13 protein-coding genes are annotated in these 12,457 nt (G+C 45.1%); 5 read left to right on the forward strand and 8 right to left on the reverse strand.

Annotated elements, in window-relative coordinates; genetic code table 11:
- Positions 1-20: 20 nt before the first annotated feature.
- The 7 genes from BV11031_RS21590 to BV11031_RS21620 all read right to left on the reverse strand — a co-directional run bounded on the left by BV11031_RS21590 (position 21) and on the right by BV11031_RS21620 (position 6,306).
- The gene (locus BV11031_RS21590; RefSeq protein WP_010328832.1) at positions 21-560 is read right to left on the reverse strand and encodes an SH3 domain-containing protein; all 540 of its coding nucleotides are present in this window, start codon (positions 558-560) and stop codon (positions 21-23) included.
- 108 nt (positions 561-668) lie between these two features.
- Positions 669-1,586, reverse strand: a complete 918-nt coding sequence (rbsB, locus tag BV11031_RS21595; RefSeq protein WP_010328831.1) for a ribose ABC transporter substrate-binding protein RbsB — start codon at positions 1,584-1,586, stop codon at positions 669-671.
- 12 nt (positions 1,587-1,598) lie between these two features.
- Positions 1,599-2,552, reverse strand: a complete 954-nt coding sequence (gene rbsC / locus BV11031_RS21600; RefSeq protein ID WP_010328830.1) for a ribose ABC transporter permease RbsC — start codon at positions 2,550-2,552, stop codon at positions 1,599-1,601.
- Between the two features lies 1 nt (position 2,553).
- A complete protein-coding gene (gene rbsA, locus BV11031_RS21605) occupies positions 2,554-4,035 on the reverse strand; it encodes a ribose ABC transporter ATP-binding protein RbsA (protein WP_010328829.1) in 1,482 nt (493 codons plus the stop codon).
- Between the two features lie 15 nt (positions 4,036-4,050).
- Positions 4,051-4,446, reverse strand: a complete 396-nt coding sequence (rbsD, locus tag BV11031_RS21610; RefSeq protein ID WP_010328828.1) for a D-ribose pyranase — start codon at positions 4,444-4,446, stop codon at positions 4,051-4,053.
- The gene (gene rbsK, locus BV11031_RS21615) at positions 4,443-5,324 is read right to left on the reverse strand and encodes a ribokinase (RefSeq protein WP_010328827.1); all 882 of its coding nucleotides are present in this window, start codon (positions 5,322-5,324) and stop codon (positions 4,443-4,445) included. The genes rbsD and rbsK overlap by 4 nt, the downstream gene beginning before the upstream one ends.
- Positions 5,317-6,306: a LacI family DNA-binding transcriptional regulator gene (locus tag BV11031_RS21620; protein ID WP_010328826.1), complete on the reverse strand. Its 990-nt coding sequence runs from the start codon at positions 6,304-6,306 to the stop codon at positions 5,317-5,319. The genes rbsK and BV11031_RS21620 overlap by 8 nt, the downstream gene beginning before the upstream one ends.
- 781 nt (positions 6,307-7,087) lie before the next feature.
- Between BV11031_RS21620 and pgsB the strand changes: the two genes are divergently transcribed.
- The 5 genes from pgsB (at position 7,088) to BV11031_RS21645 (ending at position 11,458) form a co-directional block, all read left to right on the forward strand.
- Positions 7,088-8,269 carry a poly-gamma-glutamate synthase PgsB gene (gene pgsB, locus BV11031_RS21625; protein ID WP_010328825.1) on the forward strand — a complete coding sequence of 394 codons (1,182 nt, stop codon included), beginning with the start codon at positions 7,088-7,090 and terminating at the stop codon, positions 8,267-8,269.
- A 14-nt stretch (positions 8,270-8,283) separates the two neighbouring features.
- A complete protein-coding gene (pgsC, locus tag BV11031_RS21630) occupies positions 8,284-8,733 on the forward strand; it encodes a poly-gamma-glutamate biosynthesis protein PgsC (protein ID WP_003227889.1) in 450 nt (149 codons plus the stop codon).
- A gap of 18 nt (positions 8,734-8,751) precedes the next feature.
- On the forward strand, positions 8,752-9,894 hold the full coding sequence (gene pgsA / locus BV11031_RS21635; protein WP_010328824.1) for a capsular polyglutamate synthetase PgsA: 1,143 nt from the start codon (positions 8,752-8,754) through the stop codon (positions 9,892-9,894).
- A 14-nt stretch (positions 9,895-9,908) separates the two neighbouring features.
- The gene (edmS, locus tag BV11031_RS21640; RefSeq protein WP_010328823.1) at positions 9,909-10,076 is read left to right on the forward strand and encodes an extrachromosomal elements maintenance protein EdmS; all 168 of its coding nucleotides are present in this window, start codon (positions 9,909-9,911) and stop codon (positions 10,074-10,076) included.
- Positions 10,077-10,216: 140 nt separating this feature from the next.
- Positions 10,217-11,458, forward strand: coding sequence for a C40 family peptidase (locus tag BV11031_RS21645; RefSeq protein ID WP_010328822.1), 1,242 nt, complete (start codon positions 10,217-10,219; stop codon positions 11,456-11,458).
- 34 nt (positions 11,459-11,492) lie between these two features.
- On the opposite strand, the gene ywtE is transcribed toward BV11031_RS21645, so the two are convergent.
- Positions 11,493-12,353, reverse strand: coding sequence for a 5-amino-6-(5-phospho-D-ribitylamino)uracil phosphatase YwtE (ywtE, locus tag BV11031_RS21650; protein ID WP_010328821.1), 861 nt, complete (start codon positions 12,351-12,353; stop codon positions 11,493-11,495).
- Between the last annotated feature and the right edge of the window lie 104 nt (positions 12,354-12,457).

The raw sequence follows: 12,457 nt of genomic DNA on the forward strand, positions 1-12,457 counted from the left end.
GAAACGGGATCCCTTTCAATTTATTTTGACATGTGTAAGTCCTTTGTTTTCATATAGCCTGTCGCGCCGCCATAATCAACGAACACCCAATCAAAATCAAAACCGCCTTTTTTCGTCTTACTCCAGCCTAGAAAAGAAACGCTTGTGCCTGCTGGAAGAGTTGCAATGCTTTTTCCTTCAACGGATGTATACACATTCGTTTTTGCTTTTGTTTTTACCGTTGTAGCTGCTTTTACAATGTAATGAGTGGAGACAAAGCCTGTTTTGCCGTTTTTATAATGAATCTTTGCCCAGTCTGCGTTTGAGAAGGAAATCAGTTTTAAACTGTCGCCTAAGTGCAGTATGCCTGCTTTAGGGCTTGAGGCGGAAGCCTTCGATCTGACGTTTAGTGCCTCTGCTGACACCAAATAAGAATCAATCGGATAGCTGTATAAATCATCAATGCTTACAGTTGTTTCTGGCTGTTGTGCATGGATCGTGCTCGCCGCGCCCCCGGCAGAAGCCGCAGTCATTCCAGCTGCAAGTGCTAGAGTTGATAATGCTTTTGTCGTTTTTTTCATGTCGTTCCTCTCCTCACGTAAGAGAAATCATTCATCTCTATCCCTATTCACGTTTTCATAGATTCTTAAACATGAAAAAGGACCAGATAAAAATCTGATCCATGGAAATCACTTTTGTGTTTCAAGTTTGAGAGGCGCGGATATCATTTTTTTCACCTTTTTTCCGTGTAAAATATCATCTGCGGCTTCTGTAGCCAGTTTGCCGATCAAGTCAGGCTGCTGGGCGACAGTGGCCGAGAGCTTTCCATCTTTAATGGAAGCGAGAGCATCTTTATTGCCGTCAAAACCGATTACTGCAATGTCTTTTCCCGAGCTGTTAATTGCCTCGAGAGCACCGAGCGCCATTTCATCATTGTGGGCAAAAACAGCTTGGATTTCCGGATGCCCCTGCAGCAGGTTTTCCATGACAGTCAGGCCTTTGGTGCGGTCAAAGTCAGCTGATTGTTTTGTGACAATGTCGAGCTTTTGATCTGCGATATGATGGAATCCCGAACCGCGTTCCCGCGTGGCAGAAGCGCCGGGTACGCCCTCAAGCTCTGCCACCTTTGCACCTTTTCCAAGCTTGTCGGCAATGTATTCCGCGGCCATTTCACCGCCTTTTACATTATCGGAAGCAACGAGGGTTTCCACTTTTCCTTTTTCGGCGGATCGATCAATGGCGACGACGGGCACATCGACTGAATTTGCATATTCTACTGCCGTTGAAATCGCCGAAGAATCAGTCGGGTTGATTAGCAACGCATCAACACCTTGTTGAATTAGATCTTCCACATCACTCGTCTGTTTCGATGAATCATTTTGAGCGTCGACAATGATGACTTTCATTCCCCGTTTTTCAGCTTCTTTTTCGATGCCCTTTTTTAATGAGACAAAAAAGGGATTGTTAAGCGTTGAGACGGACAAGCCGATGGTGAATTCCTTTTTGTTCCCCGAGTGTGACGGCTTTGCCCATTGGGGAGGCTCAAGCGAACAGGCAGTTAATAAAAACAATGATAATGTTAAAATGACGGATATAGCCTTTTTCATGAAAAAAACCTCCTATGCTGACTTCTTGCGGTCTAATAATACCGCAATTAAGATGACAATCCCTTTGACAACCAGCTGATAAAACGATGAGACGCCAAGCAGGTTGAGCCCGTTATTTAGTGTGCCGATAATCAGCACCCCGATGAACGTGCCGATAATGCGTCCGCGTCCGCCCGAGAGACTGGTCCCTCCTAAGACGACCGCCGCGATAGCATCCAGTTCGTACGATTCTCCGGCAGTCGGCTGTGCTGAATGCAGACGGGAGGTCAATATGGCGCCGGCAAGGGCGGATAAAAGCCCTGCTAACGAATAGATCATCACTTTCACGCGCGTCACTTTAATGCCCGAGATGAGCGCAGCTTTTTCATTGCCTCCAATTGCGTATGTTCGGCGTCCGAACGGTGTTTTATGAAGAATCACCCAAAGGATGGCAAAGGCGAGAACCATCGTAATCGCCGGTACAGGAATGCCTAAAAAGTAACCGCGTCCGAACAGCTGAAAAGCATAGTTTGTGCCAAGTCCGGTAATCGGATTTCCGTCTGTATACACAAGCGTCAGTCCGCGAAATACAGTCATGGTCGCAAGCGTAGCGATAAAGGGCGCCATTTTTCCTTTTGTGATCAATAGTCCGTTGATCATCCCGAGTACGGCACCAATGATACAGCCGAGGATGATCGCGAGAACCGGATCGACACCAGATACAATCATCCCCGCAACTAAAGCGCTGGACAGAGCCAGAATAGCGCCGACAGAAAGATCAATGCCGCCTGTTAAAATCACAAAGGTCATGCCGAACGCGATTAATCCGTTAATGGCGACCTGGCGAAGCAGGTTCAAAATATTCAGCGGTTCAAGAAAGCTGGGATTTAAAATAGATACAATGATAACGAGAATAAATAAACCGAGAAACGGGCCGAGTTTTTGCATGACTCCGTCGAAGTGAATCCGTTTTTGTTCCGTTTTCATACTACCGCCCTCCTGTGGCAAGTGTCATAATTCGTTCTTGAGTTGCTTCCTGCGCATTGATTTCTCCGCTGATTCTTCCTTCATGGACAACGATAATGCGATCGCTCATTCCGAGAATTTCCGGCAGCTCTGATGACACCATAATGATGGCGACCCCGCGCTCAGTCAGCTCATTCATCAGCGAATAAATCTCCCGTTTTGCGCCAACATCCACACCTCTGGTCGGTTCATCCAAGATGAGCACTTTCGGGCCGATGCCAATCCATTTGGCAATCACCACTTTTTGCTGGTTGCCTCCTGATAGATGGCGTGCGTGCGTTTCCGGTGATGCTGTTTTGATAGTCAGGCGTTTGATTAAAAGATCGACAAATTCGGCTTCTCGCTTGTGATCAATGAGACCTTTTGGAGAAAAACTGGCCAGATTGGGCAGCGCAATATTCTCGCGAATCGAAGTGTCGAGCAGCAGCCCTTCATCTTTGCGGTTCTCTGTAATAAAGCCGAGCCCTTTTTTCACCGCATCCTGCGGGTTCTTAATGACCGTCTTTTTTCCTGCGATCCATATCTCACCCGAGTCCAGCCTGTCAACACCGAACAGCGCTCTCATGATTTCTGTCCGGCCGGCTCCCATCAATCCGGAAATACCGACGATCTCACCTGAACGAACAGAAAAGCTGACATCTTCAAAACGTCCTTTGACGGAGGCGTTTTTTACCTCGAATATGTTATCGCCGAGAGAGAGAGTCCGGTTCGGATATCGTTCAGTCAGCTCGCGTCCGACCATTTTTTTGACGACTTCATCAAAATCGGTTTCCGAGATGTTTGTTGTATCTACCGTTTTTCCGTCTCGCATGATGGTGATTCTGTCGCAAATCGCAAAAATTTCTTCCATGCGATGCGAAATATATACGATGGATACACCGTTCTTTTTTAACGCTGTAATGACCTCAAAGAGTGTGCTGATTTCCCGTTCCGTCAACGCTGCTGTCGGTTCATCCATAATGATGACCTCGGCATTTGTCATAAGCGCTTTTGCGATTTCGATCATTTGCTGCTGTCCGACGGAACAATCGCCCGCTTCCTGATCAAGAGAAAGAGAGACGGACAGTTTATCAAATTGCTCTTTTGCTAGCGCTTTCATTTTTCTTGTTTGTAAAACGCCTAGCTTAGAGGATATTTCTTTCCCGATAAATAGATTCTCAAGAACGGTCATTTCCGGCCAGATATTCAATTCCTGATGGATAAAGGCGATTCCATGCTGTTCCGCTTCTTTCGGATTGGAAAAGTACGTTTCGTTCTCGTTTATGCGGATTTGCCCTTTATCCGATTTATGCAGGCCTGTCAGTATATTCATAAGCGTGGACTTGCCGGCGCCGTTTTCTCCCATTAATGCGTGAACCTCACCAGGCGCGAGCTGAAAGGAAACACCTGACAGCACTTGGTTTTTTCCGAATGCTTTATGAATGTCTTTCATTTCAATCTGCATGTTCCATCCTCCTTTCTAGAAAAGCACACCCGCCTGCAGAATGCAGTTGGCATATGGTGTAAATTCACCTGTTCGTATGATGGCTTTTGCTTCTTTTGTCAGCAGCTTAAACTTCTCGTGAGAAAGGTATTCAATCTCCTGTTCAGAAAAAAGGGTCTCTAGAAATCTCGCATTCTCCTGATTAGCCGTTTTCATTTCAGACGCCGCAATGACTTTTTCGACCACCATTTCGTCCGCGAGCACTGCCGCGGTATCCTCGAAAGCCGGAAGACCCGGCTTTAGTGAGAGATCAATTTTCAAAACGCCGTCAGGAACAGGCAGCCCCGCGTCTGCGATAACAATTTGGTCCGTGTGGCCAAGGTCGGCCAATAGCTTGGCTAGATGGCTGTTCAGTATACCGTGTTTTTTCATGACAACAGCTCCTCTATTTCTTGTCTTGTCGGCATTCCGCCTTGAGCGCCGAAGGAACAGACGGAAAGGGATGCGGCACGATTGGCAAACCGCAATGCGGCTTCAATGTCTTTTCCCTCTGCGAGAGCCACGGCGAAAGCTGCGTTGAACGTATCACCGGCTCCAGTTGTATCAACAGGCTCAACAGGGAAGGAGGGGATAAGCCGCTCTTTGCTTCCGGCTGAATAGCGGACGCCTTGTTTCCCTTCGGTAATAAAGAGCTTCGCCGGGTAAAGCGCCAAGGCTTCAGAAACGGTAAGCTCTGGGAATAAGATTGACGCCTCGTGTTCATTCGGCGTGAGATAGGTGGCGTGATCAATTGTTTCCTGTTTCAGCGGCCGAGCCGGTGCCGGGTTGAGCATGATCGGAATATCGTGAGAATGGCAGTACCTGCACACCTCATCAACCGTTTCCTCCGGTATTTCCTGCTGGATCAGGACCATATCGACCCTTTCGATCTGGTTAAGCGCGTCTATCGCATAGGATGGAGTGATATCATCGTTCGCACCTTTGACGACAACAATGCTGTTATCACCCTCGGCAAGCACGATATGGGCTGTTCCGCTTTTTTTATATGTAACCGGTTCCATATAGTCGGTGCGAACACCGTTTGCTTTTAAATTATCCAAAATGGCTGTTCCATAATGATCGTCTCCAACCTTGCCGACCATAAACACGTGTGCGCCAAGTCTGGCAGCAGCAACGGCCTGATTTGCTCCTTTGCCGCCAGGAACAGTCTGAAAAGACGTGCCAAGTACTGTTTCACCGGCTTTGGGCCGTATGTCCGAGGTAACCACTAAATCCATTGAACAGCTTCCAATTACACAAATATTACGCATTATGATCTTCCTTTCTTGTCGTCTTTCTTCTTATATAGGTGACGGGCATTTGAATGGCCGTTTCTGACAGCGGCTGTTTTTTGATGATACGCACAAGCAGTTTGGCGGCTTCTTTTCCCATATCATATGCGGGCTGTTTAATTGTAGATAGGGGAGGGAACAGCAGCTCGCTTTGCGGTATGTCATCATAGCCGATCAGTTGAATATCCTCCGGCACGTTTTTTCCGCGGCGCAAAGCTTCATGTAAAACCGCAGCGGCTTGAATATCATTACTCGCAATCACACCGTCTGTCTCAGGATAAGCGGCAAACAGCTCCTTCGCCATCGATTGCGCATCCTTGAAAGAAAATGAAAGCGTCTCGATGATCTGAAAATCAACGTCAGCCTGCTGTAAGGCTTCCAAAGCGCCGTGAAAGCGGTCTTGAGCGGTCGGCAGGTGTGCGGGGCCCCTCAAGAGTGTAATGCGCTGGCTTTTTCCGTGAATGATGGCTTCGGCCGCTAATTTTCCTCCGGTACGGCCGTCACTGGATACAGATGGAGCGCCTTCAGGTGTTCGATCCAGAAAAACGACTGGGTGATTCATGCCGCTGTATTCCTCAAGGTCCGGATAATTCGTTGCGGCAATAATGCCCGCGACATGATTTTGCTTAAAGGTTTGAAGGTACTCAAGTTCTTTTTTCAATTCCTCGTCACTGTTTCCGAAAATAAGGCGATAGCCTTCCCGGTTCAATTCATCCTCAGCACCGCGGGCAAGCTGGGGGAAGAAAGGGTTTGTGATATCCGGGAGCAAAAGCCCTATCAGCCGGGATTCTCTTTTGTAAAGAGAGCGGGCGACTTCGTTCGGAAAATAGTTCAGCCTCTCCATTGCCGCTATGACACGCGTTCTCGTTTCTTCGTGGACATAGCCGTTTTCATTCAGGACGCGTGAAACCGTCGCAACAGAAACGCCCGCCGCTCCGGCGACATCTTTAATAGTAGCCAAAACAGCTCCTCCTTATTTATGTAACCGTTTACATAGATAGATTATCATGAGTAATCCGAAGTTGGCAATCAAAATATCGAAAGACCTCTATTGTAAATGATAGATATATTTGTGAAATGTAAGGTTATCACTCTTTTTTTGACAAAGACTTCACAATTCTGGATGAAGATTTCTTGAACGAATATTAAGTTTTATTAAAATTGTTTCAAAGTCATGCGTTTAGACCTGTAAATGAGTAGAAATAGAAAAGACTATACGCCCACAAAATGTTTAATTATGTTAGAGAATTCGGACCGGTATGATTGGCGTTTTCTTATATGAGCCCATTAGTCTTTTTGGAATAGGCCCCAGATTGCCTTTTCCATGCTGAAAGGATGACATGATGCCCTTGCCCTTAAGAAACAGGATAAACGATTTTGTGTTCATAAGACCCGGAAACACGCATGGTAGCGGGAAAAGGTTGAGATCACAGGCTGAAAAAAAGATTGATTTGAAATGCATATTATATGCACACACCAATGGGTGACTATACGTCCAGAAGGATACAATGGAAGAAATGAAAGCGCATTCCTTTTGCTTTTTAAAAAAAGAGATAAGGTGTAAGTCCTGCTGTTTTCCAAAATTAGAAAACAGTTTGTAGGTACAAAATCTCTTTCAAAAGAGAAGTTTGGCTTAGTGGATGAGGGAAGATTATGTTACATAATGCCGATTGAGAATTCATAGTGATTCTATATACTGATGAATGAATTTACAACAATATAGAAGGAGATGTCGAAAAGCAATGTGGTTACTCATTATAGCCTGTGCTGTCATACTGGTCATCGGAATATTAGAAAAACGACGACATCAGAAAAACATTGATGCCCTCCCTGTTCGCGTGAATATTAACGGCATCAGAGGAAAGTCCACTGTGACAAGGCTGACAACCGGAATATTAATAGAAGCCGGTTACAAAACTGTCGGTAAAACGACAGGAACGGACGCAAGAATGATTTATTGGGATACTCCGGAGGAAAAACCGATCAAACGGAAACCTCAGGGGCCGAATATCGGCGAACAAAAAGAAGTCATGAAAGAAACAGTAGAAAGAGGGGCTAACGCTATTGTCAGTGAATGTATGGCTGTTAATCCGGATTATCAAATTATCTTTCAGGATGAACTTCTGCAAGCCAATATCGGCGTGATTGTCAACGTTTTAGAAGATCATATGGATGTCATGGGGCCGACGCTCGATGAAATTGCGGAAGCGTTTACGGCTACTATTCCTTATAACGGCCATCTTGTCATTACAGATAGTGAATATACCGAGTTCTTTAAACAAAAAGCAAAAGAACGAAACACAAAAGTCATCATTGCTGATAACTCAAAAATTACAGATGAATATTTGCGTAAATTTGAATACATGGTATTCCCTGATAACGCTTCCCTGGCACTGGGTGTGGCTCAAGCACTCGGCATTGACGAGGAAACAGCGTTTAAAGGAATGCTGAATGCGCCGCCAGATCCGGGAGCCATGAGAATACTTCCGCTGATCAGTCCGAGCGAGCCTGGGCATTTTGTAAATGGGTTTGCCGCAAACGACGCTTCTTCTACTTTGAATATATGGAAACGTGTAAAAGAAATCGGTTATCCGACCGATGATCCGATCATCATTATGAACTGCCGCGCAGACCGTGTAGATCGGACACAGCAATTCGCAAATGACGTATTGCCTTATATTGAAGCAAGTGAACTGATCTTAATCGGCGAAACAACTGAGCCGATCGTAAAAGCCTATGAAGAAGGCAAAATTCCTGCAGACAAACTGCATGATCTAGAGTACAAGTCAACAGAAGAAATTATGGAATTGTTAAAGAAAAGAATGCACAACCGTGTCATATATGGCGTCGGCAATATTCATGGCGCCGCAGAGCCTTTAATTGAAAAAATCCACGAATACAAGGTTAAGCAGCTCGTAAGCTAGGAGGAAATGCAGACATGTTCGGATCAGATTTATACATCGCACTTATTTTAGGTGTACTACTCAGTTTGATTTTTGCAGAAAAAACAGGAATCGTGCCGGCAGGGCTTGTTGTACCGGGATATTTAGGACTTGTGTTTAATCAGCCGGTCTTTATTTTACTTGTTTTGCTAGTGAGCCTGCTCACTTATGTGATTGTGAAATACGGTTTATCGAAATTTATGATTTTGTACGGACGCAGAAAATTCGCTGCCATGCTGATCACAGGGATTGTCCTGAAAATCGCGTTTGATTTTCTATACCCGATTGTACCATTTGAAATCGCAGAATTTCGAGGAATCGGCATCATCGTGCCAGGTTTAATTGCCAATACCATTCAGAAACAAGGTTTAACCATTACGTTCGGAAGCACGCTGCTATTGAGCGGAGCGACCTTTGCTATCATGTTTGTTTACTACTTAATTTAATGTAAGGTGTGTCAAACGATGAAAAAAGAACTAAGCTTTCATGAAAAGCTGCTAAAGCTGACAAAACAGCAAAAAAAGAAAACCAACAAGCACGTATTTATTGCCATTCCAATCGTTTTTGTCCTCATGTTCGCTTTTATGTGGGCGGGAAAAGCAGAAACACCGAAGGTCAAAACGTATGCTGATGACGTTCTCTCCGCCTCATTTGTCGGCGATATTATGATGGGCCGCTATGTTGAAAAAGTAACGAAGCAAAAAGGGGCAGACAGTATTTTTCAGTATGTTGAACCGATCTTTAAAGCCTCTGATTATGTAGCCGGAAACTTTGAAAACCCGGTGACCTATAAAAAGAATTATAAACAAGCAGAAAAAGAAATTCATCTCCAGACGAATAAGGAATCAGTGAAAGTCTTGAAGGATATGAACTTCACGGTCCTCAACAGCGCAAACAACCACGCAATGGATTACGGCGCTCAGGGCATGAGAGATACATTAGAAGAATTCGCGAAGCAAAACCTTGATATCGTTGGAGCGGGATACAGCTTAAGCGATGCAAAAAAGAATATCTCGTACCAGAAAGTCAATGGGGTAACGATTGCGACACTTGGCTTTACGGATGTGTCTGGAAAAGGCTTCGCAGCTAAAAAGAAAACACCGGGCGTGCTGCCCGCAGATCCTGAAATCTTTATCCCGATGATTTCAGAAGCGAAACAACATGCAGACATTGTCGTTGTGCAGTCACACTGGGGACAAGAGTATGACAATGATCCAAACGACCGCCAGCGCCAGCTTGCAAGAGCCATGTCTGATGCGGGAGCTGATATTATTGTTGGCCATCACCCGCACGTTTTAGAACCGATTGAAGTGTATAACGGAACCGTGATTTTCTACAGCCTCGGCAACTTTGTCTTTGATCAGGGCTGGACGAGAACGAGAGACAGCGCACTGGTTCAGTATCACCTGAAGAAAAACGGAACAGGCCGCTTTGAAGTGACACCGATTGATATCCATGAAGCGACGCCTGCGCCGGTGAAAAAAGGAAGCCTTAAACAAAAAACGATTATTCGCGAACTCACGAAAGATTCTAATTTCGAATGGAAAGCCGAAGACGGAAAATTGACGTTTGAAGTTGATCATAGCGACAAACTAAAATCTAAATAATCGGAGTGATAAAGATGAAATTTGTTAAAGCGATCTGGCCGTTTGTTGCAGTAGCCATCGTATTCATGTTTATGTCAGCTTTTAAATTCAATGATCATCTGACAGATCAGGAAAAGCAGAAAATTGATACGGAAATGCACAAAATCCAGCAGCAGGAAGAAACGGCAAGTACCAATAAATAATTCAAAAAAGAGAGTGCCTGTGGAGGCATTCTCTTTTTATTTGCCCAGCATACTCAGTTTGTAAAAATATCAAAAAGTCCCTTAACATATTGAAAAAATTACCGATGATAAAACTGCAAAAAGAGGAGGAGATAATAAAAGTGAACACACTGGCAAACTGGAAGAGGTTTTTGCTTGTGGCGGTTATCATTGTTTTTATGGGTTCAATTATCACAAAAGCGGAAATTGCGGAGGCTGATACGTCATCTGAACTGATGATCAGCCAAGCGAAAAAACTGCTTGGGTATCAGTATAAATACGGCGGCGAAACGCCGAAAGAGGGATTCGATCCGTCGGGGTTGATTCAATACGTGTTCAGCAGGGCTGAGATTCATCTGCCGAGATCTGTGAAAGATCAGTACAAAGTCGGAACGGCCGTAAAGCCGGTAGACCTGAAGCCGGGAGACATTTTGTTTTTTAAGAAAAAGGGAAGCAGCGGGACTTCTCCGACACATGTCGCTTTTTACATCGGAGACGGCCAAATGATCCACAGCACACAGTCAAAAGGGGTTATCATCACCAATTACACAAAAAGCAGCTATTGGAGCGGCTCTTATATCGGCGCGAGACGCATCTTAGCCGATCCGGCAACTGCTAATGTTCCAGTCGTTCAGGAGGCCGAAAAATATATCGGCATTCCATATGTGTTTGGCGGAAGCACACCGTCAGAGGGCTTTGATTGCTCAGGGCTTGTGCAATATGTGTTTCAAAAGGCACTCGGCATTTATCTGCCGCGATCAGCCGAACAGCAGTGGACAGTCGGAGAGAAGGTAGCGCCTCAGAACATCAAGCCAGGTGATGTCGTGTATTTCAGCAATACGTACAAAACCGGCATTTCACATGCGGGCATTTATGCAGGCGGAGGAAGATTTATTCAGGCAAGCCGGTCAGAAAAAGTAACCATTTCCTACTTGTCTGAGGATTACTGGAAGTCGAAGATGACAGGCATTCGCCGATTTAACAACCTGGCCATTCCGAAAGAAAATCCAATCGTGTCTGAAGCAACGCTTTATGTCGGAGAGGTTCCTTACAAAATAGGCGGGGTTTCGCCAGAGACTGGGTTCGATACAGCTGGTTTTGTCCAGTATGTATATCAGAAAGCAGCCGGTATTTCTCTGCCTCGATACGCAACAAGCCAATACAAAATCGGAACTAAGGTTCAGAAGGCGGATCTGAAACCGGGAGACATTGTGTTCTTCCAATCAACTAGCTTAAATCCCGCGATCTATATCGGAAACGGACAAGTTGTTCATGTCACATTATCAAATGGTGTAACCATTACCAATATGAACACGAGCACGTATTGGAAAGATAAATACGCTGGCAGCATACGGTTGCAATAATAAAAAGACTCCAGAATCTCTGGAGTCTTTTTGTTTATGCATATTGCCCGGAAAGAAGCTGGTCAATAAAGTAAGCCACACCATTTTCATCATTGCTTTTTGTGACAAAGGTGCTTTTTTCTTTTAATTCATCGATTGCATTTTCCATGGCGATGCGGTGTCCGGCGATCTCGAACATCGACAAATCGTTCGGACTATCGCCGATCGCATAGATATCCTTTGTGTCAATCCCGTATATGCCAGCCAGCTCTGTCAGCGCGCGTCCTTTTCCCGAAGAGGCCGGCAGGATTTCGATAATATGTTTTCCGGAAGAAGTTTGCGCCAGTTTTTTATGATGCTTTAGCTCTTCTTTCGCTTGTTTCAGCTTGTCCATATCAAAGGAGAAGCATAGAACCTTATAAATGTTTTCGCTGCCGTCAAAAACCGATTCAATTTGAGGGATCGGTTTAATGCCAAACTGCTTGAACTGAGTCATGGCCCCTTGCCATAATTCATCCGTCTTTTCGCTTGGATTAGCGCTCTTTAAAATATCAAGCTCCGCATGCAGCTTATCCTCGCCGTCAAAAGGAGAAAGCAGATGATCATCTGTATAGACCTCAAAGTAAATGTTTTTTGACAGTAAGTAATCAGCGATCGCCTTACCGGCCTCCTGATCCATTAACGTCCGGCTGATCAGGCGGTAGCCTTTGTCGTGAACCGTTCCGCCATTTGCCGCAATGATAGGGATGTCAAGGTCGTCCAGCAGCGCTTTTACATCAAACGTTGCTCTTCCCGTGCAAATGGTGACGAGGATGCCGGCATCAATGGCCCGCTTGATCGCCGCTCTGTTTTCAGCAGAAATGACGCTTTCCTTATTCAGTAATGTTCCGTCTAAATCAATCGCAATACATTTCATATGTAGGGGAACCTCCTTAAAAATGAAGCTGCTTCGTGTAGTATGTTCAGCTTTCCTGCGAAACATTTACCATATATATCAGGCTAAACGTTACTTTGAAAATT

The sequence above is a fragment of the Bacillus vallismortis genome (assembly GCF_004116955.1).
In the GTDB taxonomy this organism is placed as follows: domain Bacteria; phylum Bacillota; class Bacilli; order Bacillales; family Bacillaceae; genus Bacillus; species Bacillus vallismortis.